This window comes from Geobacillus sp. G4 (assembly GCF_040327975.1).
GTDB classification, from domain to species: domain Bacteria; phylum Bacillota; class Bacilli; order Bacillales; family Anoxybacillaceae; genus Geobacillus; species Geobacillus thermoleovorans.
In genome coordinates, this window is the sequence record NZ_JBEPJY010000005.1 from 209630 (window position 1) to 236119 (window position 26490).

Annotated in this window: 21 protein-coding genes and 1 pseudogene; 3 read left to right on the forward strand and 19 right to left on the reverse strand. The window is 53.7% G+C overall.

Features of this window, described 5'->3' with window-relative positions:
• Positions 1 to 93: 93 nt before the first annotated feature.
• The 13 genes from ABS784_RS08615 to ABS784_RS08675 form a co-directional block, all read right to left on the reverse strand.
• Positions 94 to 1350, reverse strand: a complete 1257-nt coding sequence (locus tag ABS784_RS08615) for a glycosyltransferase family 4 protein (protein WP_011232627.1) — start codon at positions 1348 to 1350, stop codon at positions 94 to 96.
• Positions 1347 to 1613 (reverse strand): hypothetical protein, encoded by a 267-nt coding sequence (locus ABS784_RS08620; RefSeq protein ID WP_020278882.1) that lies wholly within the window; start codon positions 1611 to 1613, stop codon positions 1347 to 1349. Before ABS784_RS08620 ends, ABS784_RS08615 begins: the two co-directional genes overlap by 4 nt.
• A complete protein-coding gene (locus ABS784_RS08625; RefSeq protein WP_014196795.1) occupies positions 1610 to 2692 on the reverse strand; it encodes a glycosyltransferase in 1083 nt (360 codons plus the stop codon). The genes ABS784_RS08620 and ABS784_RS08625 overlap by 4 nt, the downstream gene beginning before the upstream one ends.
• Positions 2689 to 3804 (reverse strand): glycosyltransferase, encoded by a 1116-nt coding sequence (locus ABS784_RS08630; protein ID WP_014196796.1) that lies wholly within the window; start codon positions 3802 to 3804, stop codon positions 2689 to 2691. The genes ABS784_RS08625 and ABS784_RS08630 overlap by 4 nt, the downstream gene beginning before the upstream one ends.
• Positions 3805 to 5193 carry an O-antigen polymerase gene (locus ABS784_RS08635; RefSeq protein WP_021321964.1) on the reverse strand — a complete coding sequence of 463 codons (1389 nt, stop codon included), beginning with the start codon at positions 5191 to 5193 and terminating at the stop codon, positions 3805 to 3807.
• 12 nt (positions 5194 to 5205) lie between these two features.
• A complete protein-coding gene (gene wecB / locus ABS784_RS08640) occupies positions 5206 to 6264 on the reverse strand; it encodes a non-hydrolyzing UDP-N-acetylglucosamine 2-epimerase (RefSeq protein ID WP_011232632.1) in 1059 nt (352 codons plus the stop codon).
• A gap of 32 nt (positions 6265 to 6296) precedes the next feature.
• Positions 6297 to 7745, reverse strand: coding sequence for a lipopolysaccharide biosynthesis protein (locus ABS784_RS08645; protein ID WP_021321963.1), 1449 nt, complete (start codon positions 7743 to 7745; stop codon positions 6297 to 6299).
• 1 nt (position 7746) lies between these two features.
• Positions 7747 to 8478, reverse strand: coding sequence for an N-acetyltransferase (locus ABS784_RS08650; RefSeq protein WP_352512152.1), 732 nt, complete (start codon positions 8476 to 8478; stop codon positions 7747 to 7749).
• A 17-nt stretch (positions 8479 to 8495) separates the two neighbouring features.
• Positions 8496 to 9809 (reverse strand): nucleotide sugar dehydrogenase, encoded by a 1314-nt coding sequence (locus tag ABS784_RS08655; protein WP_020278880.1) that lies wholly within the window; start codon positions 9807 to 9809, stop codon positions 8496 to 8498.
• Positions 9810 to 9824: 15 nt separating this feature from the next.
• Positions 9825 to 10838: a Gfo/Idh/MocA family protein gene (locus ABS784_RS08660; protein ID WP_011232636.1), complete on the reverse strand. Its 1014-nt coding sequence runs from the start codon at positions 10836 to 10838 to the stop codon at positions 9825 to 9827.
• Positions 10835 to 11572, reverse strand: coding sequence for a GumC domain-containing protein (locus ABS784_RS08665; protein ID WP_031206184.1), 738 nt, complete (start codon positions 11570 to 11572; stop codon positions 10835 to 10837). The genes ABS784_RS08660 and ABS784_RS08665 overlap by 4 nt, the downstream gene beginning before the upstream one ends.
• A gap of 118 nt (positions 11573 to 11690) precedes the next feature.
• Entirely contained in the window at positions 11691 to 12809 is a 1119-nt protein-coding gene (locus ABS784_RS08670) for a DegT/DnrJ/EryC1/StrS family aminotransferase (RefSeq protein ID WP_021321960.1), read from the reverse strand.
• A 235-nt stretch (positions 12810 to 13044) separates the two neighbouring features.
• Positions 13045 to 14127, reverse strand: coding sequence for a glycosyltransferase family 4 protein (locus ABS784_RS08675; RefSeq protein WP_020278877.1), 1083 nt, complete (start codon positions 14125 to 14127; stop codon positions 13045 to 13047).
• Positions 14128 to 14394: 267 nt separating this feature from the next.
• Between ABS784_RS08675 and secA2 the strand changes: the two genes are divergently transcribed.
• Together secA2 and ABS784_RS08685 are read left to right on the forward strand one after the other, a co-directional pair.
• A complete protein-coding gene (gene secA2, locus ABS784_RS08680) occupies positions 14395 to 16788 on the forward strand; it encodes an accessory Sec system translocase SecA2 (RefSeq protein WP_352512155.1) in 2394 nt (797 codons plus the stop codon).
• Positions 16789 to 16826: 38 nt separating this feature from the next.
• Positions 16827 to 17720, forward strand: coding sequence for an accessory Sec system S-layer assembly protein (locus tag ABS784_RS08685; protein WP_062898970.1), 894 nt, complete (start codon positions 16827 to 16829; stop codon positions 17718 to 17720).
• Between the two features lie 173 nt (positions 17721 to 17893).
• Here ABS784_RS08685 and ABS784_RS08690 read toward each other — a convergent pair whose 3' ends face one another.
• From ABS784_RS08690 to ABS784_RS08710, 5 genes are all read right to left on the reverse strand, one after another.
• Positions 17894 to 19303 (reverse strand): S41 family peptidase, encoded by a 1410-nt coding sequence (locus tag ABS784_RS08690; RefSeq protein WP_318538467.1) that lies wholly within the window; start codon positions 19301 to 19303, stop codon positions 17894 to 17896.
• A gap of 31 nt (positions 19304 to 19334) precedes the next feature.
• Complete coding sequence (locus ABS784_RS08695; RefSeq protein WP_021321955.1) at positions 19335 to 20075, reverse strand: hypothetical protein; 741 nt, start codon at positions 20073 to 20075, stop codon at positions 19335 to 19337.
• A 163-nt stretch (positions 20076 to 20238) separates the two neighbouring features.
• Positions 20239 to 20640, reverse strand: a complete 402-nt coding sequence (locus ABS784_RS08700; RefSeq protein ID WP_131872578.1) for a hypothetical protein — start codon at positions 20638 to 20640, stop codon at positions 20239 to 20241.
• Between the two features lie 183 nt (positions 20641 to 20823).
• The gene (locus tag ABS784_RS08705) at positions 20824 to 22782 is read right to left on the reverse strand and encodes a phosphodiester glycosidase family protein (RefSeq protein ID WP_352512158.1); all 1959 of its coding nucleotides are present in this window, start codon (positions 22780 to 22782) and stop codon (positions 20824 to 20826) included.
• A 155-nt stretch (positions 22783 to 22937) separates the two neighbouring features.
• Positions 22938 to 24170: a CAP domain-containing protein gene (locus tag ABS784_RS08710; protein ID WP_352512160.1), complete on the reverse strand. Its 1233-nt coding sequence runs from the start codon at positions 24168 to 24170 to the stop codon at positions 22938 to 22940.
• A gap of 220 nt (positions 24171 to 24390) precedes the next feature.
• Between ABS784_RS08710 and ABS784_RS08715 the strand changes: the two genes are divergently transcribed.
• Complete coding sequence (locus ABS784_RS08715) at positions 24391 to 25134, forward strand: hypothetical protein (RefSeq protein WP_352512162.1); 744 nt, start codon at positions 24391 to 24393, stop codon at positions 25132 to 25134.
• Between the two features lie 51 nt (positions 25135 to 25185).
• On the opposite strand, the pseudogene ABS784_RS08720 reads toward ABS784_RS08715, so the two are convergent.
• Positions 25186 to 26388, reverse strand: a pseudogene (locus ABS784_RS08720) (CBM20 domain-containing protein); the annotation flags it as partial.
• Positions 26389 to 26490: the final 102 nt, after the last annotated feature.

Here is a 26490-nt window from a genome sequence, read left to right on the forward strand (position 1 = left end):
GCGGTCGGAAAATATCTTTCCAAATGGAAACATAGCCGCTTTTCACATAAAGGAAAGGGCATCCTGCTTATGAGCGGGACACCCTTTTCTTTTTTATTGTTCCGTCGGCCAAACGGATTCGCGTTTTGTTTCATCGCCAAGGGCGTGAAGCAAATCGTCGACAATGCGAATCCATGAGTATTGCTCCACCGCCAACTTGCGCCCATTTTCCGCCATCTTTTCGTATTCCTCGCTCGGAAGGCAAAGCAACTCGAGAACCGCTGCAGCGATCTGTTCAGGATTTTCTGGAGGAGCGATTTTTCCGCAATGATATGTTTCTAAAATCTCAGCGCTCTCCCCTTCGCCGCAATACAGCACCGGGGTTCCGGTGGCGATCGCCGGGAAAATTTTCGACGGCCTTGCCCCTTTAAACAAATCGATGTTGCGCAGCGAAACGATGCTGTAATCGGTGATGGAGAAAATCTCCGGCATCTTCTCAACCGGAACGGATCCGTAAAACGTCACATTGTCAAGGCCGAGCTCTTCTTTTAACGCCATCAGCTTTTCTCGCTCTTGGCCGTCGCCGACAAACAGGAAATGCGCCCGTTCATCTTTTGCTTTGACGATGGCCGCCGCCCGCAGCACCGAATCGAGCCCTTGGGCGTATCCCATCGTTCCGGCGTACGTAAACACCACTTTTCCTTCGAGCCCTAATTCCGCAAGCAGCTTCTTGTTTTTCGGCAGCGGGCGAAACACATCCGTGTTGACGCCGTTCGGCAATAAAAAGACATCCTCGGGCGCCTTCCCTTGCTCAATCATATAATCGCGAATGCCTTCCGTCGCGGCGGCGATTTTCCACGCCTTCCGGTATAAAAACAGCTCGAGCCATCTCGCCATTCGGATGAACAGCCGATTTTTCAAAATGCCGAGCTCAACGGCCGATTCCGGCCAAATGTCGGCGACGTTGAAAACAAACTTCGCCCGTTTCAACTTCGCGCCCACGTACCCGGTGATCCCTAAAAACAACGGCGGGGAATTGCAAATGATCACATCCGTCGGCTTCGCTTTCACAAGCAGCGAATAAAACGAGCTGAACGTAAACGAAAAATACGAAGCGAGCCGTTTCCAAAAGCTCCCCTTTGGCGACGGATAAATCCATGTCCGATGAACGGGAATGCCGTCCCATTGTTCGAACAAATAAAACAGGCCGCGGTATGGCTTGGGGATGACGCCGTGCGGGTGATGCGGGAACGCCGTGAGCACTTCCACTTGATGCCCCCGTTTGATCAGCTCCTTGCTCACCTCATACACACGAATTTGCGGTGCGCCTGTTTCCGGCGGGAAGTGTTGGCATAGGTAAATGATCCTCATGGCCCGCTCCACACCACTTTCCCAAAAAATCGCAAACGAACGTTCCATTTCGAGCGCCAAGAGGCGAGCGCAAACGAGGCGTGGAAAAGGGGAAACGCCCCCCTGGCATCGTCCCGCTGTCCTTGGATGTATAATCGTTGCCGCGAACCGACGGTCATCATGAGCTTGCCAACGGAAAGCCGCCGGCTTCGCGACTTAGCCTCCGCTTTCGGCAACAAACGAGCACCAACCGCGGCGGCTGATATGACGGCTTTGTTCCTCATCGACTCCCTCCACCGCCTTTCAACGTTTGCTCATACAATCGGATCATGCGCATCGCATTTTCCGTCCAATCGTAATGTTCATGGACATGGTTGACGCCGTTTTCCCCCATTCGTTGCCGCAGCCTCTCATCAAGCAGCAGCCGTTCGAACGCCTCCGCCAGCTTTTCCGGACTGTTTTTCGGCACGATCAACCCCGTTGTTCCCTCACGGACGACTTCCGGCAGCCCGCCGACGTTGGAGACGACAACGGGAACGCCGCACGCCATCGCCTCGACGGCGGCAACGCCAAAACTTTCGCTGTCTTCAGTCGAAGGCACGGCGAAAATATCCATTTGATTGATATACAGCGGCACTTGTTCGTTCGGAACTTTGCCGGCAAACGTCGTCACGGATTGGATGCCGAGGCGGGCGCACAGCTCCTCGTATTCACTCCGCTGCGGCCCGTCGCCGACGATCAACAGCTCCGTTTGCGGATGCCGCTCGTGCACAATGGCAAACGCCCGAATCAAATCGGCGATCCCGTACTTGTCGGAAAGAGCTTTCACCGTGCCGATCGTCACGGTCCGTTTCGGCTGTTTCGGCAACGGTTTGAAGCGGGCGACATCAACACCAAACGGCGTCACTTCGATCGGTTTGTCCGTATACTTTCCGGTTTCTTTCGCCATCACACGGCTTGTCGAACAAATGACATCCGCACGCTGGAATGTATATTCAAGCATCCGTCGGTTCCAACGATTGGCATTCGGAAACTGATACACGTCGCGCCCCCAGACGGAGACGTAAAACGGATGATACCCCGCAAGCGCCCCGATCAACCCGTAGCTGGAGGCATAATGGGCGTGCAAAATATCTGGTCGAAACGAAGCGAGCAGCCGCTTTAATGAAAAGACAGTGGAAAAATACGACAACTTCCCCGGCAGCCATTTCGGCAGCACGACTGTCTCGACTTCTTTCGCTTGCTCCGGCCCGTAATGGTCTTTAAACGTCACGACTTTCACATCGATGCCTTGCGTTTGGTAAAAGCGGGCCCACTTATGCGTATGGATCGATTTGCTTGGAGCCAATAAGGCGACTTTCATCGGAGGCCCCCCACCAACGTTTCTTTCACCTTTTCCACTCTCGCTTCCCACGAATGTTTCGCCATAAACGTCTGCTCAATGCGCAAGCGGCACTCCTCGAGCATGTCCGCCATCTTGGCGATCGCTTCTGCCATCGACGACGGGTTGTCGTCGCAAATGACGCCGTACCCATCCGCTTCAATCAACCGCTTTTGCGCTGAGCAAGCGGTGGCGACAATCGGCAGGCCGCTCGACAGATAGTCAACCAGCTTGACGGGAACGGAAAAATCATTGTACTCGCTCCGCCGCCGCGGGATGAAGGCGAAATCCATCTCCGCATACAAACGGTCGAGCGCTTCGCCGCTGACGTGCTCGACGCGCACTTGCAAGGCGGCAAGCTCTTCTTTCACCGCAAGCGGCTGCCGCTCGTACTCGTCTTTTCGGCAGACGACGGTGAGCGAAACAAGCGGCTTGCGGCGGTTTGCCAAGCGAATCGCCTCAAGCAGGAGCAAAAGCCCATAGTCGGCATTGTTGATGCCGCCAACATAAATGGCATTCAGCGGCTGTTTCGCCGTCCCGAACCGCTGAAACGGCTTTTGCTTCCCACCCGGCGGCAAATCGACCATCGGGCGGCGGATCGCGACATATGTTCCCATTTCGAGGCTCGGCAAAAAGATGACATCGCAGTACCGCTCGTAAAACCGTTCTTCCCAACGGTACATCATTTGCATGGCCGCTTTTTTCCAACCGCGGAGCGGATACAAATCAGGAAACTTCCAATAGACGTCGCGGTAAAAGACGCCGATCGGAACGTTGCGGGCTTTCAAGTAGCGGAGAACGTCCCGATCGACGAACGGACGTTGCGGCCGGTGTCCTGGGTCAGTGAGCCAAAGCGGAATCGTCTGGTTTTCCATATAGCAAAACCAGACATCATCGAGCTTGCCTTGGCTGCGGAGCTCTTGAAATTGCTTCTCCCGCTCGGCTGACGTGCCGGCGATCAGAAGAACGTCCACTCCCTCTTTCGCTCCCCAGCGCAAAAACGCCTGATGCATTTCATACGGCCGCAGCTTTGACCCGCTGTTTCGTTCCGCGGCGAGTGAAAACGGGTAATAAATCAATACGGTTTTCATCATTCATCCCTCATCAGTGATTCGCCTTTTCGTTGCAAACCATGCCCGTAAATCCCCCTGCACCCGCAGCCATAACGCCATTCCGCCAAACAACGCCACGAGCAGCACCCAGGTCGGATTGAACAAAAAATCGGTGAACCCACCGACGAGCGTGCGGGGGATGTTAATGGAAAAATAAACGAACAAACTTAAAAACAAAGGATTTTTTGGCAGCCGTAGAAACCCAATGTACAACAGCTGCGTCACGACACCGACATACAGCGTGCCGATGACGATTCCAACGTAGCCAAAGTTCGCATACGCCTCAGCGACAAAGAGCGTATTGAGCACCCCTCCCGTTCCATCCTCGATCCGCTCCGGGAACACGTGCGCCATCACGAGGCGGGCGGAGCGGACGTTCTCGACGTCAAACAACCCTGTTAAAATCGAGGGCAAGCTTTTTCCATAAAGAAATGGCAGCGCTTCGCCGAACAAATTCAAATGAAGAAACGTCGGCGCGATTTGCGCCAAAATCATGCGGCCGATCGGGCCCTTGTTGTAAGACAAAAAGGTCGTGGCATCTTGCACCCCTTGAATGACGATGTACATGCCGACGAGCACCGCCGCCCCCACTCCCCCATACAGCGCCAGTTTCACCGCCGACAGCCTTGTTTTTCCAATGTAAATGCGAATGAGGAAAAACATCATCACATAAAAGAAAATCGGCGATTTGGCCAAATCATACACATTGACGAACACCGCCCCGACAAACAGACAGATAAACAGCAGCTTCCACCGCCACTCGTGCGTCAGCTCGGCAAACAAATAAGCGATAAACGACAAAAGCGGCGTGAGCGTAATGGCAAAAATATTGCGAACGAGCACGTTTCCGGCAAAATGGCGCGACGCCTCAATGCGCAACGCAGCCAAGCTCTCATCCGTCCCTGTCAAGAGCGCAAACACCGGAATCGTCGGCGTTTTCCAAATCATATACGCAATGGCGGCAAAACTGAGCAGCGACAGCGCCAAAAACGCATAAAACACTTGGCTGCCCGTCGCTCCGGCCAACGGGGAAAGCGGCTTTTGCAAATAGGCGCGAAACTCCTGCCTGGCTTCAAATCCGCACAGCCTTGAAACGACCACCATCGACAGCGGGAACACGATCATAACGAAGCTGACGACGAAAAACCCGATCTGCCGGTATTCCTCGGGCCGAAACAACTTGCGAATCATGTAGTAATCATCCATTCCCAATGCGATCAGCAGCGCGCCGATGAAGCTCGACAGAAGGAACGAGTAATAGTACACAATCGACACGAGATTCGGCGCCGTCCATGAAAGCGTCCCCGCTGCATAGCGAAACATCAAGGTGGAGGCGACAAGAACAATCAACCAGATCAACACGTCCAACATGCCGACGCACCCTTATCGCTGTCCGATCGCCGCCACGATTTTCTCCGCCGCATGCCCATCGCCAAAGACGTCCGCATAAACAGGGGCGACTTCCTTGTGGACCGCCGCGACGATCTTCTCGCGGTCCGTGCCGGTTAAGATGTTCGCCCCGCCTTTGAGCGTTTCCACCCATTCGGTTTGTTCGCGCACCGTCACGCAAGGCACGCGCAAGAAATACGCCTCCTTTTGCACGCCGCCTGAATCGGTGATGATTTTTTTCGCGCCGCTCTCTAGCCGAAGCATGTCCAAATAACCGACCGGATCGATCAGCCGAAGCCCTGGAATCGCCGAAGCGTCCAAGCCGTACTCTTCAAGCTTATGCCGCGTCCGCGGATGAATCGGCCACACTTTCGTCCCGTCGATGTCCGCAAAAGCAGCCAAAATGGCTTTCAATTTGTCGGGGTCATCGGTATTTTCCGCTCGGTGAATGGTAATCAAGTAGTAGGATTGTTCCGCCAGCGACAAATCAGCCAAAATCGTCGATTGGCGCTGTGCGAGCTCCTTGTTGTACAAAATGGCGTCATACATGACGTCGCCGACATTCCAGACGTTTCGCGTAATATTTTCTTTTCGTAAATTTTCCACGGCCGTCTCCGTTGGACAAAATAAGAGCTCGGAGACATGATCGGTCATGATGCGGTTGATTTCTTCCGGCATCTGCTTGTTGAAGCTGCGCAGCCCGGCTTCGACGTGGATGACCGGAATGTGCAACTTCGAAGCGACCAACGCGCCGGCGAGCGTCGAGTTCGTATCGCCATAGACGAGCACATAATCCGGTTTTTCTTGCATGACAATTTCTTCAATTTTCATCAGCATTTCGCCCGTTTGCTTTCCATGGCTGCCTGAACCCACCCCAAGATAGTAGTCAGGCGTCGGAATATTCAACTCCTCAAAAAAAATGGCCGACATATTCGGGTCATAGTGCTGCCCGGTATGGATCAGCACTTCGGTATATTGTTTTCGCAAGACGCGCGAGACGGGGGCAGCCTTGATAAACTGCGGTCTGGCGCCTAACACGGTGGCGATTTTCATCCGAAACACCTCCTAGATCAGATGAGCGGTTATCAAGTATTTTGCGCATTTTCATCCTCGATCGTGCGCACCGGACGGCGCAAATCACGATCAACCCGGCTGGCAAAGAGCGTGGCGGCAAACAAGCCCCAACCAGCGAGCACCCAGCCGTCAGCAAGCGGCGCCTGCTGAACGTAGACGATGACGATGAGGGCGAGCAATGTGCCGACCAAAACCAAAGCCATCTTTTTCCATGACACTGGCACAGGATACACTTGCTGGCTTTTGCGAAAAATGAAAGCCACAGCGACAATATACGTAATGAGGCTGGCCGCGACCGCCCCCCAGCTGAGCCAAAGCGGCACCAAAACGGCGTTCAACGCAAGATGAAGAAGCGCCGCTAGCGTGAACACCCGTGAAATATAGCCGGTTTCCTTTGTCAAAAACAAGCCGGTGGAAACAATCAGATAATAAAAGTTCAAAAACGTGACGGCCGATAAAAACGGGATATAGGACGCTGCATCGCGATATTCCGGTTTGAAAAAGGTTTCCACAAGCCACGGGCTCGCCGTGGCGATCAAAAGCAGCCCAAACGCTCCAATGAGCAAAAGCGCCATATACACTTTCGCAAACAGCGCACGGCTTTCCGGCCGGTCTTTCATCGACATCGAATACGGACGCCACGCCATCTGCACGCCGCTCGTGATGAGCGTGATCACGGTCGCGAGACGCAAGGCAACCCCAAACACCCCGACTTCCTCCAACGACGCAAACCGTTGGATGAAAAACGTGCTGACGTTGGCGATCACCCAAAAGGCGAGCGAAGTCGGCACGAGCGGGGCGGCGTAGGCAAGCAGCTCCTTTAACACGTCAAAGCGCACGCGCCACACCATATACTTTACGGTCAAATGCAGCATCAACAAAAACACGAGCGCGCTGCTGACGAGCCGGCCGATGAGCAGCCCTTCCGGCGTCGCCGCGAACCACCGGAGCGCCGCATACGACAGCACAGAGACAAGCAGCATTTTCACGAGCGTCCAAATCACGACTTTTTTCGTCTGAAATTCAAACCGCAGCACCGTCGTCGCCATGACGAAAATCGTATCGAGCAGCAACGTCGCGATACTGATGTACAGCAAATCGACATAGCGAGGTTCTTGAAACAGCGCGCCTGCGATCCACGGACCGGCCAAAACGACAGCCAAAAATAAGATGGCGACGACAAACAGCCGGAAGTACATGACGTTGCGCACATACAAAAGGCGCTTCTCTTTGTCGTCCGTGTCGTAATAGTAAAAAGAGAGCGCCGAATCCGTACCGAAAATGACGAGAAATGTCAGCATCGACGTCCATTGGTCGATCAAGTAGACCGCCCCGTACTGCGCCTTTGACAAATAGCTTGTATAAATCGGCAGCATCAAAAAGGCAATCAGCTTCGTGCCGACGTTCATAAACGCGTAAAGGAGCGAATCCGCTCCTAAACGCTTGAATGCCGAGAACAATTTATAACAACTCCCGCTCGTCGACCATTTTGCTGAAGCGCGCCGGGAATCCTTTCACGACCGTCCTCGGTTCCGTATCTTTTGTGACGAGCGCCCCAGCGGCGACAAACGTCTCTTCCGCCACCCTCACGCCCGGCAGCAAAATCGCTCCGCCTCCGACGCGCGCCCCGCGCTTGACGGTCGCCCCTTTGATTTTGGCGAACCGTTCTTCCGTCCGCCCCATGTAGTTGTCATTGGTCGTCGTGACGCACGGGGCGATGAACACATGGTCTTCGAGCGTCGTGTAGGCCGTGATGTAGGAGTTTGACTGGATTTTCGTCCGATCGCCGATTTGGACGTGGTTTTCGACGCACACCCCGCGCCCGACGATCACATATTGGCCGATGTGCACGTTTTCGCGCACGCTCGCCAAATCAGCGATCAATGTGTAGGCGCCGATCGTCGCGCCTCGATAGATGACGGCGTTGGCGCCGATCGTGCAATGGTCGCCGATGACAAGCGGCGGCAGCTCGCCCGACAGCTTGACGGTGCTCGTTTTCGCCGGCTTCGGCGGTTTGCCGAGCACCGCTCCGTCGGCGATCGTCACGCCGTCGCCGATGACGGTTCCTTCGTGAATCGTGACGCGATGTCCGATTTTAACGTCGTTTCCGATTTTTACATTCGCCTCGATGACAGTGAAATGGCCCATTTCGACACGTTCACCGCAAACAACAGAGGGATCGACAACGTTCATGGTTTCGTCTCCTTCGCTTACAATTTGACGTATTTTGCCGGTTTCGACACATCTTTCATAGCATTGCGTGTGTCAAACACGACCCGGCTGTGACGAGCGACCATTTCATAGTCGATGTTGGAATGATCCGTCGTAATCAAGACAAGATCTGACTGTGCAAGCAGTTCCGGCGTCAGCTCGACCGTCTCAATCACCCGGTTGCACGCCCGGAACGACGGAACATACGGGTCGACGACCGCAAATTCCGCTCCGTATTGCTCGAGCAGCTCGACGATTTTCAACACTGGCGATTCGCGCACATCATCAATGTCTTTTTTGTAGGCGACGCCGAGCACCGTCACTTTCGAACCGCGCAGCGCCTTCCCTTCTTCGTTCAAAATGAGCATCGCGCGGTTGACGACATATTCCGGCATTGCGTTGTTGATTTCTCCGGCCAGCTCGATCAAGCGCGTATGGTAGTTGTATTCGCGCGCCTTCCATGTCAAATAAAACGGGTCGATTGGAATGCAATGGCCGCCAAGCCCCGGCCCCGGATAAAACGCCATAAATCCGTACGGCTTCGTTTTCGCTGCATCGATGACTTCCCAGACATCAATGCCCATCCGTTCGCACAAAATGGCCATTTCGTTCGCTAACGCAATGTTGATATGGCGAAACGTGTTTTCAAAAATTTTCTCCATTTCCGCCACCGCCGGACTCGACACTTCGTGCACATCGCCTTCAAGCACAGCTCGATACATGGCCGCTGCCACTTTCGTGCACGTCTTTGTCACGCCGCCGACGACTTTCGGCGTATTTTTCGTCTTAAACTGCTTGTTGCCCGGGTCAACCCGCTCCGGCGAATAGGCAACGAACACCGTTTCCCCGACGACGAGCCCCTTTTTCTCCAGCGCCGGTTTCACGATTTCTTCCGTCGTGCCTGGATAGGTGGTCGATTCCAAAACGACAAGCATCCCTTCATGGGCGTATTTGGCGACTTCGTTTGCCGAGTTTTCAACGTAGGACGTATCCGGCTGGTGATGCGCATCGAGCGGGGTCGGCACCGCGATCGCCACGGCATCGACTTCCGCGATCCGGGCGTAATCGGTCGTCGCCACAAGCCGCCCTTGTTTGACCATCTCATGCAAATCTTCATCGACGACATCGCCGATGTAGTTGATCCCATTGTTCACTTGATCGACGCGGCTTTGTTGGATGTCAAAGCCAATGACATGAAACCCTGCTTTTGCTTTTTCGACTGCCAGCGGCAGCCCGACGTAGCCAAGCCCGACCACGCCGATGACCGCGTCGCGTTTCTCAAACTTTTGCAACAGCCGTTCCGCGTAGTTCATTCCTCTCATTCCTTTCTACTCAGATAGTTGCACTCTTGTCCCCGTTTCCGCCGAACGCAAAATCGCTTCGATCAGCCGAACAGGAGCCAATCCGTCCCAACCAGTGACGATCGGCTCGCGGTTTTCGCGAATCGCTTGCACCATATCTTCAATGATCCATTGGTGCCCCGGCTTGCCAAACGGGTCGGCGTTGATCTCATCGATGAGCTTTGCCCGTTCTTCCTCGCTGACGCCTTCCGCTTCCCACGTTTCGATAAAGTTGGCCGTCCGGCCGCCGATTTTCACTGATGCCGTTTCGCCGAAAATGGCGATCGATTCCTCCAAGTTTTGCGGATAAATCGTCGTCGCTGCCTCAATGACGCCAAGCGCCCCGCTTTCAAACTCGACGACCGCCGCCGCGACATCTTCCGTCTCAATCTTGCGCAGACGGGTCGCCGCCATCGCTTGCACCGCCTTGACCGGCCCCATCAGCCAAAGCAGCAAATCCAAATTGTGAATGGCTTGATTCATCAGGACGCCGCCGTCAAACTCTTTCGTCCCCCGCCACGCCGCCTGGTCATAATAGGCTTGATTTCGATTCCAGCGCACCGTGGCGTTCGCATGGCTCAGTTTTCCGAACATCCCGCGCTCCATCGCCTCTTTCAGCTTCCGAATAGCCGGACGAAAGCGGTTCGGATGAACGACCGCGAGCTTCACGTCGTATTCTTTCGCCGCGCGGATCATCTCTTCGGCGTCGCTCACACGGAGCGCCATCGGCTTTTCCACAATGATATGACGGCGATAGCGGGCCGCCAGCTTGGCCAGCCGCGCGTGCAATCCAGACGGAACACAAATGTTGACGACATCGATCTGTTCGTTCTCCTTCAACATCGTCTCCATATCAGTGTAAACAGGAACGTCCGACACGTCGCGCAAACGTTCCGGATTCGTGTCGCACACTGCCGCCAGCTCGGCGCCGTCCGCCTTTTCAATGGCATCGATATGTTTTTTGGCGATATGCCCCATGCCGACAATGGCAAAACGGATCATGAAGAATAGTACCTCCTCGCGTCCAATATATACTTCCAAAGCACGAGCCAAACGACCGTCAAAAACAGGCCGAGGACAAGGCCGACGGCCATCAGCTGCCCCGTATACGTTTTCGATTTCGCCACCGTTTCCGACAACACGGCCGGTTTTTCGTAAAAGACAAGATTGCCGCGGATGCGATTGACGCGCTCCATCACTTCGGTCAAGTTGTTTTCCGACTCGACCAACAAGTCGCTGATGTCATTGAGCTGTTCTGGATTCAAGCGGCCCGACTGTATTTGTTCGCTATAATAATCGACTTTTTGCTGCAATGCGCGCTCCCGTTCTTCCAGCGCATGCAAGTATTTCGTGGTGACATCAATCCGCTCTTGCGAATGGCGCTTGAGCTCCTGACTGTATTCCGACACAACAAGCTTCAATTCTCGACTCACGTCTTGTTCATCGTCGCCTTTGACAGTGATTTGCACGTACTGTTCCTCAGGAACGACGACATCCAAGTTTTTCACCTCAGGAAACTTCGCTTCTATATTTTTCGGATCCGTCAACTCTTTTACGTCAATCGATCCGGTAAACACGACAGCTTTCCCCGTATACTTCTCCCCCTGCAGCAAAAACCGCCCTGCGATGACGGTCAAAACGATCGTTGCAAGCGGAACGAGAAGAAACCACCATTTTCGCTGCCAAAAAAAGCGCAAATATTCGTATAGCACAAACGGTCGTTTTTCCGCCGTCAATCCGGCCACCATCCCTTATCATAAAATAACAAAGTGTTGTGAACAAAACAAATGATCCAACGCCAAAGAAAACGCCATTGCTGTGCGCAAGTGACGTCTCCTTTGGCCGGTTGGACGATCAAGCGGAATGACGGTAAAATTCCGCAATTTTCTCCACGACGTACTGTTGCTGCTCCTCTTTCAGCTCTGGGAACATCGGCAGCGACAGCGCTTCTTTCGCCGCTTTTTCCGCCTCCGGCAACTGCCCTTCCTTATACCCGAGCGAAGCAAACACCGGTTGCAAATGCAGCGGCAGCGGATAGTACACCATCGTCGCGATCCCTTGTTCTTTCAAAAACGCTTGCAGCTCGTCTCGCTTCGGCGCTCGAATCGTGTATTGATGGAACACATGATAGCGCCCATCGACTTCTTTCGGCGTCACAACAAGGTCGCCGACCGCCTCCTCGAGCAGGCGCGTATACGTCGCCGCATGCTTGCGCCGCTGTTCCGTCCACCGATCCAGATGCGGGAATTTGACGCTTAAAATCGCCGCTTGCATCTCATCGAGGCGGCTGTTGTAGCCAAGTACATGATGGTAATATTTCGGCTTGCTGCCATGAACGCGGATGACCCGGCATTTTTCCGCCAGTTCGTCATCGTTCGTAATGATCATGCCGCCATCCCCGTAGGCGCCCAAGTTTTTCGTCGGGAAGAAACTGTACGTCGCCGCCGTCCCAAGCTCGCCGACGCATTTCCCGTTGTATTTCGCGCCGATCGCCTGGGCGGCGTCCTCGATGACAACCAATCCATGCCGCTTGGCAATCGCGGCGATCGCCTCCATATCCGCCATTTGCCCGTACAAATGCACCGGGATGATGGCTTTCGTTTTCTCCGTCACCGCCGCTTCAATTTGCGCCGGATCGATGTTGAACGTCACCGGATCGATATCGACAAACACCGGTTTGGCGCCGGCCCGCGCAATCGATCCTGCCGTCGCGAAAAAGGTGAACGCCGTTGTGATGACTTCATCGCCCGGCCCGACGCCGGCCGCTTGCAAAGCAATATGTATCGCATCGCTTCCGTTGCCGCAGCCGATTCCGTGTTTCGCCCGGCTGTAGGCAGCAATATCTGCTTCTAGCTTTTTGACATAATCTCCTAAAATAAAGCGAGAGGAGCGCATCACTTCATCCAATACGCGCATGATCTCCGGCTTCAATTGTTCATACTGTTCGCTTAAATCCAACATTGGCACGTTCATCGCAAGTTCCTCCAAATCCAAAAAATATATAGAATAAACATGTTTAGTTTATCACATTTGCGTCAATATATAATGACAGTTTTGTGGCAATCTTGGCCTTGCCGCAAAAAAAATCAGCGAAGGAACGGCAGAAGCTGCATAAACAACGAAAAAGAAGGGTATAATTTTCCAAAGAAGGGTAATTCCTGAAAAAAGCCGTTTGTCCCTTTCATGACACAAACGGCCCATTTGCTATTTATCGGTCATTTCCGTATACTTTTCGGCTTCCCCGAAGCAGCTTGCGAATAAAGGTCATAAACGGCTTGTACTGATCATTGACCAAGCCGATCAGTTCAGCAAGCAGTTCCCCGAAGACGATCAAGGCAAAGACGATGAGAATGGACTGCCATAACGTCGAGGCGGAGAACAAAATCGCGCTGATGGCAAACATCAGGCCAAACGCATAAATGAGCAAGACCGTGTTGCGATGCGAAAAGCCGAGAGCCAGCAGTCGATGATGAAGATGCGACTTATCCGGCGCCGAGATCGGCCTTTTATTCACAATGCGGCGAATAATGGCAAATGTCGTATCGAAAATCGGCACGCCCAAAATGATCACCGGAACGACGAAGCTGAAGAGCGTCACGCTTTTGTAAAGCCCTAGCACCGACAGGACGGAAATGGCATAACCTAAAAACAACGCGCCGGTATCCCCCATGAAAATTTTCGCCGGGTGGAAGTTGTAAAACAAGAAAGCGATGACGCTGCCCAAGATGATCAAGCAGAGCGTGAAAATGAGCATTTTGCCCGCCATGCCCGCCATGACGGCAATGGCCGCAATTCCAATGGCGGAAATGCCTGCGGACAATCCGTCCAACCCGTCGATCAAGTTGATGGCGTTCGTAATCGCGATAATCCAAAATATGGTGATCGGGTAGCTCCACAGCCCCAACTCAAACGTGCCGACAAACGGGACAGTCAAAAGATCGACCTTCAGCCCGGAAGCGACAACGACGAACGCCGCCAGCAGCTGGCCGGCCAGCTTCACTTTTGGCGACAGCTCGTACAAATCGTCGAGCATCCCGACGAGCACGATGATGATGGCGCCGACCGTCATCCCCGTCACTTGCTCTTTATACACCCCGCCGACAAAATAGCCGACGGCGACACCGATAAAAATGGCCAATCCGCCAAGCCTTGGCATGACTTTTGTATGCACTTTTCTCCCGTTCGGCCGATCGACCGCCCCAATTTTGATGGCGAGCTTGATCACGAACGGGGTGATGACCAATACTGTAATAAACGAAGCCAAACATGCGGCAAATGCTTCCATATTCATGTGCAATCACCTTGGCCTTATAAAATCGCGGAAACACACATCATCTTTATGTTACCATATACGATGAGTAAATCAATCTTTTTTTACACCCCTTTTTTGTCCCCAAGGATGGAAAATTTCTTTTTCCCTTGCCGCGAGAAGCTCGAGCGCCAATCCGGCGAACGATTCCACATTTTACATCCTCCCTCCACAGGAAACATCTTGTGCTATAATTAGGTTTTAGAGCACTTGATGTGAATCACGCCTGTTTAGGAGAGGAATGGACATATGTTTGCAAAAGTAAAGCAACTATTTGACGAAAGCGCGCGAGAAGTGCAGCGTCTTGCCAAGCTGGCGGCGCAAATCAATGAATGGGAACCAACCATTTCTTCGCTGAGCGATGAACAACTGCGCCAAAAAACGGTTGCCTTCAAAGAACGGCTCGAACGCGGTGAGACGCTCGATGACATAAAAACCGAGGCGTTTGCCGTCGTCCGGGAGGCAGCGCGGCGCGTGCTCGGTCTGCGCCATTACGACGTGCAACTGATGGGCGGATTGGCGATGCATGAAGGAAACATCGCTGAAATGCAGACCGGGGAAGGAAAGACGTTGGCGGCCACTTTGCCAAGCTACTTGCACGCCCTCCTTGGAAAAGGCGTCCACATTATTACGGCCAACGAATATTTGGCGCGCCGGGACTGCGAACAAATGGGCCGTGTGTTCCGCTTTCTCGGCTTAACCGTCGGCCTGAATGTGTCGCAAATGACGGCCAGCGAGAAAAAAGAAGCGTACGCGGCCGACATCACGTACGGCACCGGCACCGAGTTCGGCTTTGATTATTTGCGCGACAACATGGTGTACCGCCTCGAAGATAAAGTGCAGCGCCCGCTGTATTACGCCATCATCGATGAAATCGACAGCATTTTAATCGACGAAGCGCGCACCCCGCTCATCATCGCCAATAAATCGGGAATCGGAGCCGAATTGTTCCCGATTATGGCACGCATCGTCCGCACCTTCGAAGAAGGAAAAGAGTATGAACGGTCTCCGGAGACGAAACAAATTTTCCTCACCGAAGAAGGGGCGCAAAAAATCGAGCGGGCGTTTGGCATCGATAACCTATACGACTGGGAGCATCACGTGCTGCTCCATCATGCGATGCAGTCGCTGCGCGCTTGGTTTATCATGCGGCGGGATGTCGATTACATCGTCAAAAACGGCAAAGTGATGATCGTTGACCCGTTCACCGGCCGGGTGATGGAAGGACGCTCGTTCAGCGACGGCCTGCATCAAGCGATTGAAGCGAAAGAAGGTGTGGAAATCACCGAAGAAAACGACATCCAAGCAACGATTACGATCCAAAACTATTTTCGCATGTATGAGAAGCTGGCCGGGATGACCGGCAGCGCTACGCCGTCGAAAGAAGAATTTTGGCAAACGTACCGGCTGCGCGTTATTACGATTCCGACAAACCGGCCATCCCGACGCACCGACTGGAACGACCTCGTCTACCAGACGTACGAGGCGAAAGTACGGAAAATTATTGACGAAGTGAAAAAAATGAATGCCATCGGCCGCCCTGTTCTCATCGGCACGACATCGGTCGCTCAGTCGGAACGGTTGTCAGCAGCGTTTTCGAAAGCAGGCATCCCTCACCACCTGCTCAATGCCAAAACGGAGGAAGAAGAGGCGCGCATCATCGCGACCGCCGGGCAAAAAGGGCAAGTGATGATCGCCACCAATATGGCCGGGCGCGGGACCGATATTTTGCTTGGGGAAGGCGTCAAGGAACTGGGCGGGCTGCACATCATTGGCACAGAGCGCCATGAAAGCCATCGCATTGATATGCAGCTGCGCGGCCGGGCAGGACGCCAAGGGGATCCGGGGTCTTCCCAGTTTATCATTTCGCTCGACGACGATTTATTCCGCTTGTATGATCAAGATGAATTGAAAAAATGGAAAAGCAAAGTCGAGACGGATGAAACCGGGCGCATCGTGTCGCCCGACCCGATCAAGTTCGTCCAAAAAGTGCAAACAACGATCGAAAACGCCCATTATTCGGCGCGATTGCATTTATTGAAATTGGACACCGTGATCGACCAACAAAGCAAAGTCATCTACCATATGCGCGATCGCGTCTTGGCGCTGAAGCAAGCAGAGGTGCTGTCCGAGCTCCTTCGGCACATCCATCGCCATATCACGCAAACGATCGACCGTTATTGTCCGGAAAACGTCTTTTTTGAAGAGTGGAACATCGAAGGACTGCACAACGAGCTGCGCCGTGCCTTTTTCCGGTTTGCCTATCCGATTGATGATCTTCGCCATAAGCAAAAAGAAGAAATCGCCCAGCTTGTTTGGGACGAATACAAATCGCTTGAAGCGGCGCTCGCCGATCTTCCGTGCGACGAAGAACAAACCATGCGGCTTAAGCATTTGATGGTCGAAACAATCGACGCCCACTGGATTCGCCACTTAAATCAACTGAATTTATTAAAAGAGGGGATTCATTTGCGCAGCTACGGCCAAGAGGATCCGTACCGCGCCTTTGAAATGGACGCCTACCGCGAATTCGTCGCGCTGCAGCAAGCGATCGACGCCGGCATTTGCACGACAGCCATGAACTATTTGAAAAGCCAGTTTGTCATCGATGACGAAGCGGCCGCCGCCGCGAACAAACCATAACCGCGGCGCAGCACGCCGCCTCGTAAAGGAGGTTCCCTATGATTTTCCGACGAAAACAACGCACGCAACCGGAAGCCGAGCTGCCGGCGCAACATGTCAAACAGCCGGAGGTCGGAACGAAAACGACGCTGTCGTTTCATCCGGACTGGCAGCTGTCTCCGGAAGAAACGTACGTCTATCGCTTTTACCACGAACAGCTGCCGCCGCTTCAGCCAAACCAAATTTCCATTTCCGGCGTCAAGCTGGTCGAATACAACGATGGGTTTGTCGCTGTCGCCATTTTGCGCAACACGCTGCCGAAGCCGGTTCGCTTTGAACGAATCCGCCTGTTGCTGCTTGACGAGGATGGCACGGCGATCGCCCGCAAAGAGTTTGATATGAGCCCTTTCGGCGAACTGCCGCCGATGACGGCCCGCCCGTGGCGGTTTTTGTTCGCCGCCGAGGACAAGCTCGTCGATCAGTTGCCCGCAGATGGATGGAAGATCGCCTTTGAACTGACACCGCGGCATCGGCTCGACCTAGAGGAAAGCTGGGAGCAGGCGCTGTCGGCCAAGCAGCGCCAACATCTGCAAGCCCTCGTTGACTCGGTTCCGCCTCCCGCTCCCGGAGAGGTGAACTTCATGGGCATTGAAGCGAAACAGCTGCCTTCCGGTGAACTAGGCGTCACGTTGCTCATTCGCAACGGCAGCGACAAACATATCCATTTTGAACAAATCCCGCTTGAAGTGCGGGATCATGCTGGCGATATCGTCGCCCGCGGATTATTTCCCTGCCATCTGGAAGTGAAAGCTCACACCAGCAAACCATGGACGTTCCTCTTCCCACCGGAATTGCTGCACAAAGCAGAACCGGATTGGACGTCCTGGAAGGTGACAATCCCATCCTCCCCGGCACAGAGCGAAAAGCAAGAAACGCCGTCAAGCGACGAGTAACCTGCAAAAAGCTGGCCCCCATGGTCGCCAAACGACCGATGGAGGCCAGCTTTCTTTGCATCGTTCCGTTCAAAACGACCGCGCTCCCGCTGTCGGCCGCGCCTTAGTCGAAGCAGCCGAACTTTGCACCATCAAGAGCAGACGGCTATCCAACGCATCTCGATGGGAGAGCCTTATTTCGTAGAAGCAGCGGTTTGAATCTCCATGTAAGCGCCTTTTTTCATCGCTACGCCGTCTTTGCTTTTTAACACCGGCGGAATGACCAACAAATAGCTCTGCCCTTTGGCCAGCTTCGCTGCCGGTTTGATCAAAAGCTCCGTCCCCCGGCGGATTTGCGCCGTCACCGCTACTTCCTGTCCACCTAATTGATACAATTTTACTCCGCTTACCGCGGTATTGGCGAGCGGACGAGAGAAACGGACGACAAACGTCTTATCGACCGGCGCATTGCGCAGCTTGCCGAGCGACTGATACCCTTTCAGCTGCCCAATCAGCAAATCGCGGTGAGCGGCATACAGCTCTTTCCCAACGACCGTCGGCACATCCGGCTTCACCCCAACGTTATGAATCGGCGTCCCTTTTGGCGAGAAAAAGTGGGCGACGGTCAACTTCAACATGCTGCCGTCCGACAGCTCAAACATTTCCTGCATCGATCCTTTGCCAAACGTCCGTTGCCCATACAAAACGGCCGCCTTTTGCTCCTTCACCGCCGCCGCCAACATTTCCGACGCACTCGCGCTCGACGCGTTGACAAGCAGCCGGATCGGTCCCGTCATTTGCACCGGCTGTTTGACAGCGGCATACACTTCTGGGTGATTCGAACGGTCGCGCAACTGAAACGCCTGTTTCACATTCGGGAAAAAGCCGGCGATTTTCTGCGCCGTTTCCACATATCCCCCCGGATTGTCGCGGAGGTCAAAAATCCACCCTTTCACCCCGCTTAACGAGCGGATGGCGCGTTCGATCTCACCGGGCGCTGTCTCATCAAAACTATATAGCTGAATATAGCCGATATTCCCTGCCAGCCGTTTGAACTCAACGTTCGGCCAGTCGATTTTTTCCCGCTTGATGGTGACGCTGACGGTTTCCTCGGTCGACGGCCGCCAAACGGTTACGGCCACCGTCGTTCCTTCTTCTCCTGCGATCAGGCTCAATACTTTTTCCATTGTCTCATTCGTTACCGGCTGCCCGTCAACAGCCTGAATCACATCGCCCGGCTGCAGTCCGGCGCGGGCGGCTGGCCCATTGTCCAAGACAGACATGATGTGGACGCCGTCCTCATCTTCCTCAACCATCACGCCGATGCCGACAGACTCCATATCAATCCACTTCAAAAATTCCTCGTATTCTTCCTTTGTCATATAGGCAGAATACGGGTCAAGCTGTTTGACAATATCTTGCGGGGTGCTCGCCTTCAGCACTTGATCGCTCACCGGTTCCACATAATACTGGCGGACAATTTCCCGCACTTCTTCGAGCACCTTCGTTGACGCCGGAGCCGCCGCCTCCGCCGGCGGACTCCAAACCGAAAATGAAGCCGCAAGCAACATAAGAGCCGCCGCCCATCGCTGAATCACATTCATATCCGTCTCTCCTCTCCCGACATGCGCCGATTTATTCGATATCGACATCTAAGACAACCGGCGCTTTAAAATCATCGATATACACCGCCAGCTGCTTGCGCGTCGCCGCATCCACCACGTTTGGCAGCCACCGGTCGCAAAGCGACAGCAACCGCTCCGCCCGCGCGATATCCCCTTCATCATACGCATCAAGCAGCTTGTCCATGGCTTGCATAATATTGATGGCATAATACGCGCGCTGCTTGACAGCCAAAGCCGGGCGTTGAAACCATCCTTCCATCTTTTCGCGAAGCGACACTCCCGGAACGCGGCCAATGAGAATCGCCGTTTTGCGAATTTGGTATTGCAACGGGGCATAGGAATCATACACGACATCCACATCCCCCATCCGCAGCGCCCGGTCGACGTTGGCCGTCAAGGCGCGCAATCGCTCCCCGCTTTCGACAGCGCTGATGTAGGCGGAAGCCTTTTTCATCGTCTGTTCTCCGGCCGCGATCCGTTTTTCCAACTGCGCCCTTGCCGTTTGCGGACGCACGCGCGCCACTTCTTTTTTCGCCGCCTCATAATCGCGTTTGACTTGGTTCAAGAGACGGTACGGCTTGGACCATTGATCCGCTTTCATCGCCCGCTCAAGCTGGGCGGCATGCTGTTCAAGCCTCTCCACATTCGGGAACGAGGCCGCTTCCGCCTGAACAGTCAACAGCGAAAACGACAACCAAAACACCGCCAGCCATCCGATGATGGAAAATGCTTTTCTCCGTTTTCTCCTCACACTTTCACCTGCTATCTATGAAAATAGTAAACATGTATTTCAATTTTACTGGAAAAGACACAAAATGAAAATATGTTCTGAAAAAAATCGAACTTAAGCCCTTCAAAGCATAAAATAAGGCCGACTCTTCAGCCACCTTTTTGACTGTCAGAGCCAGCCTTGATCAACTAAAGTCCGGCCAATGGGTTTGCTGTTTGTCGCCGTCGATTTTGCTCAGCGTCCGGTAGCGAAACGGAATCACGTCCTGCTCGGGCTTGCCAAGAAACTCTTTCGCCCATTCGAACGGAATCAAATCGAACTGTTCCTTGTTTTCGGCGATGAAATAGACGCCGACGACTCTTCCTTGTTGATGGAGGTCAATCGTCAAAAAAGCCGGGTAATACGTGCCGTCTTGCGCCCGCAGCACCGCTTTGGCCGTCACCCGGCCGTCTCCTTCGTCTTCCACATCCGGATTGGCGATTCGCTCCAACACTTTGATCGCCCATCCTTGTTTTTTATATCCTCCGACCAGCTTCGGCGGATTTTTCCGCAACTGCTCCAACAACGTTTGCTCGTCCATCGTCAAACTTTTGCCTCCCTTGTGGTTTGCCTATCCGCCCATTTTATAATATATACAATACTTTTCAGAGAAATGCAAATGCCTAGAAGAACAGCATGCAAGGACTTTCTCGATTTCGGAACCCCTATCGATGAGCAACATCCCTTGTTCATTCACCATCCTTCTAGGCGAGCAGGGGAGGCGAGCGCATCAGCGGAAGATGGCGCGAAGGCCGTCGATATAAATCGCTCCGGCGTTTTTCCGCCCGATATCCGTTTCCATATAACGCACCGGCATCTCCAGCATGAGCGGAAGCGCGACATCGCTAGGCACAGCGGCCTGCACATATTTCCAACCGATCCAATCGACATGGCGGGCAAAATCGATCCAGATGCGGCGCCCGCTTCCATCCCGCAGCTGGGCGCGCAGCCAATGGCCGCTTCCGTCTCCATACACCCACATGCCAATCGCTTGCGGCCGTTTCGAAATCCAAATCGCTTCCTCCCGACTAGCATAGACGCCGGATGTCCCTGGCATCCCGCGGAAATCGTATGAAATTTTCAGCGCCTGCTTTCCTTCTCTCACCTTTTCTGTCGTCCGTTCGACCGCCGCCCCCACATAGTTGACGCCCGATGCATTCCACTTCGACTCCGTTTCAAAGTCATCAAGCACTTCTTCGCTTTCCCCGTTCTCTTGCGTCTCTTTGTACACAACAAGAAGCGCATTCGCCACTGGCCGTGCGAATCCATCAGACGGTTTGTTTTCGACTTTGAGCTGCCCGTTTGGCTGGCGGACGACAAATGTCGAAGAACCACCGCCATCGAGCGTCATCGCATCGACCGCGCCAAGCTCATGCATCAGTTTGGCCAGCTCATTCAATGTCATTCCTTGGCTATAGGCAGGCTGGCGGCCATCGACAACGACGAGCATGACATTTCCGTTCTTGTCAATGCCGACGGCTGTACGCGGATGGACTCCTTCAATCGAAAACGACTGCACTTTTTCATCCGCCACCAACCGGTATCGGCCGCCGAGCGCTTCTTTCACCCCACTCCATTCGGGCTGGTCATACTGAAGGGAAATTTCCACCGCATCCCCTTCTTTCGCCTGCCGCAAATAGTCACTCGCCCGGCCATGGCCCGACAACACGAGCTCTCCAGGCTGGAGCGGTTCATTGCCTTGACCGACTACAACTTTCTTCACCGTTCCGGTGATCGTTCCATTCCCGTTCAACACCCCTTGTACATTCGTCAGCACGACTTCCGTCCCAAGAGCGTTCGTTTTCGTGGAGGCAGCGAAATACGGGGTGTATAAAATCAACTGATGAGCGCGCCGCGGCTTGTTGATGCCATCGACGGGGTATGAGATTCCTTGTCCAATTCGAACGCCAATTTGAACATCTGGGTTTCCAATCATCGGCTTCCCATCAGCGCTGATGCCAAAAATCGTCCGTTCCGCCGCCGGCGTCGTATTCGTCATCACAATTTCCCCACGGTGCACCATCAAATCGGTCGGCGAACCATCCTGTTTGAAATAATCGCCGTTCACCGCCGCCAGCACGATTCCGTCGCGGCCATCGTACCGTTTTGCCTGCTCAAGCACCGGTTCAATGCCAAGCACTTGATCATTGGACAGCGCCGTCTCAATGGCCAGCCTCTCATTCGACGTATCGATGTCAAGCTTGTACACGTGCTGCTTGCCGCGCGCGCCGACGATTTCCATTTCCTCTTTTTCCACCCCAGAGGCAATGCGCGTCGACACTTCCTTTACCACTGTGCCGACCGCCAGCTGCCTTGCCCCATACTTCCCCGGATTGACAAGCTTCAGCTTCTCCCTCGACGGCGTTTTATACACAACATGCCCTTTGATATTGGTGACGTAATATCCACCGCCAACCCCGTATTGGCCGCCAAACGCCTCGTCATACGAATACACCCGGTACTGTTCTCCAGGCTGCAACACGCGGACAAACGTCAGCGCCCCGTTTTCCCGTTTCCATAGATTAATAGGTTTCACAATCTCCAATTTCCCAATTTGCCCCTGCACAAGGCGCATGCCTTCCCAGTAGACGACATTCGCCCCGGCATCCGCTTCTGTCGCTTGCAGCGCCGTCCATGCGGCCAACACCGCCCCGACCCCAATGCGGATGATGTTCTTCGCTTTTCTCACTGGTCCCCTTTTCCTCTCTTTCTATCATTTTGTTGCCATCGATTCTATTATACGACAAACTTCTACAAAAAGGGGGATCTTTTCCCATTTATCTGGTCAAAAAAATGTCCCAGCACTGCTGGGACACTCTTGAGAAGCGAAAGGATCATCCGCGGTCACGGAGTATAAAACTCTTGAGAGTAGTAGGGTTGATGGAATGAATTGAACGCCACCCCAACGCCGAGGCGGGTAAAGTCCGGGTATAAAAGATTTTGCCGATGCCCGAGCGAGTGCATCCACGCTTCATGGACAAAAATCGCATCGTATTGTCCGTAGGCGATGTTCTCGCCCGCCACGCGATAAGCGATGCCATGGCGCTTCAGACGGTCAAACGGCGACAATCCTTGCAAGTTCGTATGAGAGAAGTAGTGATGGACCGCCATATCTTCGCTATGTTCACGGGCCGCCGCCGCCGCCTTCGCATCCCACGCGAGCGCCGGAAGCCCGTGCAAGCGGCGCGCCGCGTTTGCTAAATCAAAAATTTGATATTCATACGCTGTGCGCAGCTCCTCCGTCGTCGTTCCGTAAAACCCGGGCTTTTCATCCTCGAGCGCCCGATTGACGACAAGCACGCCATCCACCCGGTTGTTGTTGTACCGGTCATAAAAGAAGGTGACGTAGCGGCCGTTGACAAGATAGGTCCCGTATTCGTCATTTTGAATGTCGTAGACGGCATCCTTTTTTTGGATGAAGGCGAGCGGCCGGCCGTAGCGCGCTTCCACCACCGTTTTCGCCGTTCCGATGCCCGTTCCTTTTTTCGTTTGGACGATCGGTTGGTTCGTGTACATCGCCGCCACCCGATCACGGTCATAGCTCACCATCAAAAAGTTTTTGTAACCGCCTTGATCATACGCCTCCCAATATAGGCCGTAGGCGTTTTTCGTCTTGCGCTTCGCCGTGCCGTACATCGCTTCGACCTTGGCGCGCGAGTCGCCGATCGCCACCCCGTTCATCGTGACATCCGCCATGTTTGCCTTCGCCTGCTGCACGCATAAAGCAGCGGCCAACTTCTCTCTTGACGGCGTTTCATAGCGGACGCGGGCATCGTTCTTGATCCCATATCCTCGGCCGACACCAAAATAGCCGCCGCCTAGCGCGTACACGCGATACACCGCACCGCTTGGCAGCGTCTTCACTGCTTTGTTCGACAACCATAGCTCTGTCGGCGCCATCACCGTCAACCGGCCGATTTGTCCGGGCTTCAGTTCAGCGCCGTCCCACCACACTTTTTCCGTTCCGACAAGCTCCCCGCAATCCTCCGCCTTGACCATTGATGAACTCGGCATCCAAAGCCATCCGGCCGCAGCCAACAGCATTCCGATTGCCACCGCCTGCACCCATTTCCTCACTTCCGCCCGCTCCTTCCTTTCTCTTTTTCTTTCATCATAGATGCCTTTTCATCAAAAGAAAAGAGAAAAAAGAATGATTTCAACGAAAAAGAGGCCGCTTCGGCGGTGCAAAGGTCAACATTTCGTCAAACAAGATTTCTAACAGACTGGCTAAAGAGAGAAATATAGGTTAAAATGGATCGTATTATTCTTCCATTTTCGTGAGAGAGGAGCATACTTTATGAACATCATGCAAAAATTTCTAGCCATCTCAGCGCTAAGCGCTGGAATCCTTCTGTCGCCATTTCACGCCCACGATGCGCAAGCAAAAGTTTGGTGGAATGGCATGGAATTGGTGCAGGGACAGATCGGCAAATTAACTGTTTTGAAAGATACCGAGCTTTATAAATTGCAAGGCGAGAAAAAAGTCTACGTCAAAACGTTAAAAGTCGGCGGAACGTACCGCATTTACACGTTTAAACCAGGCATGTTAGGGTTGGGAGGCGGATATTATGTCGATCGCGATGCCCGGGTAAAATACGAAACGCCGTCCAAAGCAAAACTCAATCAAGTCAAAATGGAACAGCTGTTCCGCGGAGTCAAGCTCGGCATGTCCGCTTCCCAAGTTAAGAAATTGGAAACCGCAACATTTCTCCTGCAAGAGAAGATCGACGGCGGCCAAGCCTGGGTCTATTCGACTTCTCTTTTCGGATATCATGCGCTGCTCGTCTATGGATTTGAGAACGGAAAGCTTACCTTCTACGGCTACTCGTTCGATGCCGGCCAGGAGTATACAAACGATCAGCTCACAGCGATTTACAACAATCTGAAACAACAGCTCATCACGCTATTTGGAAACCAGTATGAACAGTCCGATTCTGGCCAAGGCTACCCGCCTGCACTCGCCTTTCACAAAGACGGCCTTGTGATTGCCCTTTCCTATGATGCGGACGGGTTGGCGGTCACGGTCACGAGTGAACAATAACGTGCAAAAAGCGAGGCTGCCCTATTGATTCGGACAGCCTCGCTTTCTTGTTTACTCCCCATTCACCAGCTTCAACTTCTCCTTCGACGGCGTTTCGTAGCGGATGTGCGTGTCAATGTCTGTTACGTAATACCCGCCGCCGACTGAGTACTGCCCGCCGAAGCGCGCATCATACCCGTAGACGCGGTACACTTCCCCAGGCTGTAAGATGCGGACGAACACAAGGCGCCCATCCTTCGTCCGTTTCCATAGATTGATCGGCTTTTGCACCGTCAAGCGGCCGATTTGCCCTTTTTTCAGCTCCACGCCATCCCAGTACACTTTTTTCACTTGGCCTGGAGGAGTGGTTGGCTTTCTCGGTTTCTCTTTTGGTTTCGATGGAGACGGTTTTTGCGGCGGTGCTGATGGAGGTGCTCCGTTTCCCGGCGGAGCTGTGCCGCCCGGCGGAACGCTCCCCCCAGGGGATGTGCCATCCGATGGACCACCGTTGCCCGGAGAGGTGCCGTTGCCTGGTGTTGTCCCTCCGTCATGGGACGGCGTTTCGCTGCCCGGCCAACCGCTTCCTGGAGAATCGCCGTTGCTTGGCGGCGTTGTCAACTTCCCTTGGCGCAATTGCTTCGTTTCTAAATTCAGCACATAATCTTTCGTGTTTTTCGCAATCGCTCCGCCGTCGTTGTTGAAAATGGTTGTTTTGCTTTCGGCCGATGGTTCGATATGAATCGACACTTCTTTTTGATGGCTGGCCGGCGCAAACGTGTACGAGAATGCCATCCGACCATCAATCGGCACCCGCTCGCCATTGATCGTCAAAACGCCGTTTTTAATGGCATTGCCCTTGATCGTCACCTGACTCCCTTGTTTTTGCACCTCTTCGATGACGACCGGCATATCGATCCAACGCAAAATATGGTCTTGCACAACCATCGTATTGTTTCCTTGATTGTGAACCGTCACTTTCAAATCGGTGCCAATCGCCCCATAGCCGTAGTAGCTCACGTCATCATCGTTGTCGTCCTCACGCGTATGGTCGGCCAACCCCTCTTGATCCCACGATCCGCCTTTCACATACTTATAGGTGATCGTTTCCCCTTCCTGCACCTCGACGGTAAATTGCCAATCGGGCGTCACCGCACCATTGCGCGACATCTCCCAGGCCCCTGTGTTCCAGCCGTTCAAGCTGTTCGGAATCGTAATTCGGGCATCCAACGGTGTGTAATCCGGCGCTCTCACTTTAAAAATCACTTTCACCATCACACGAGTGTTGATTATCCAAAATTAGACATACGCCTTCCATAAATTTGGGCATACTCAAACAAAGCAGCGGCCATCCCGGATTTCCAATCGAGAGGAAGCTGC

Bases quoted from the DNA above. Each gene is read 5' to 3' on its own strand.
- ABS784_RS08615 (WP_011232627.1), bottom strand. From the start codon at position 1,350: ATGAGGATCATTTACCTATGCCAACACTTCCCGCCGGAAACAGGCGCA.
- ABS784_RS08620 (WP_020278882.1), bottom strand. From the start codon at position 1,613: ATGAGGAACAAAGCCGTCATATCAGCCGCCGCGGTTGGTGCTCGTTTG.
- ABS784_RS08625 (WP_014196795.1), bottom strand. From the start codon at position 2,692: ATGAAAGTCGCCTTATTGGCTCCAAGCAAATCGATCCATACGCATAAG.
- ABS784_RS08630 (WP_014196796.1), bottom strand. From the start codon at position 3,804: ATGATGAAAACCGTATTGATTTATTACCCGTTTTCACTCGCCGCGGAA.
- ABS784_RS08635 (WP_021321964.1), bottom strand. From the start codon at position 5,193: ATGTTGGACGTGTTGATCTGGTTGATTGTTCTTGTCGCCTCCACCTTG.
- wecB (WP_011232632.1), bottom strand. From the start codon at position 6,264: ATGAAAATCGCCACCGTGTTAGGCGCCAGACCGCAGTTTATCAAGGCT.
- ABS784_RS08650 (WP_352512152.1), bottom strand. From the start codon at position 8,478: ATGAACGTTGTCGATCCCTCTGTTGTTTGCGGTGAACGTGTCGAAATG.
- ABS784_RS08655 (WP_020278880.1), bottom strand. From the start codon at position 9,809: ATGAACTACGCGGAACGGCTGTTGCAAAAGTTTGAGAAACGCGACGCG.
- ABS784_RS08660 (WP_011232636.1), bottom strand. From the start codon at position 10,838: ATGATCCGTTTTGCCATTGTCGGCATGGGGCATATCGCCAAAAAACAT.
- ABS784_RS08670 (WP_021321960.1), bottom strand. From the start codon at position 12,809: ATGAACGTGCCAATGTTGGATTTAAGCGAACAGTATGAACAATTGAAG.
- ABS784_RS08675 (WP_020278877.1), bottom strand. From the start codon at position 14,127: ATGAATATGGAAGCATTTGCCGCATGTTTGGCTTCGTTTATTACAGTA.
- secA2 (WP_352512155.1), top strand. From the start codon at position 14,395: ATGTTTGCAAAAGTAAAGCAACTATTTGACGAAAGCGCGCGAGAAGTG.
- ABS784_RS08685 (WP_062898970.1), top strand. From the start codon at position 16,827: ATGATTTTCCGACGAAAACAACGCACGCAACCGGAAGCCGAGCTGCCG.
- ABS784_RS08690 (WP_318538467.1), bottom strand. From the start codon at position 19,303: ATGAATGTGATTCAGCGATGGGCGGCGGCTCTTATGTTGCTTGCGGCT.
- ABS784_RS08715 (WP_352512162.1), top strand. From the start codon at position 24,391: ATGAACATCATGCAAAAATTTCTAGCCATCTCAGCGCTAAGCGCTGGA.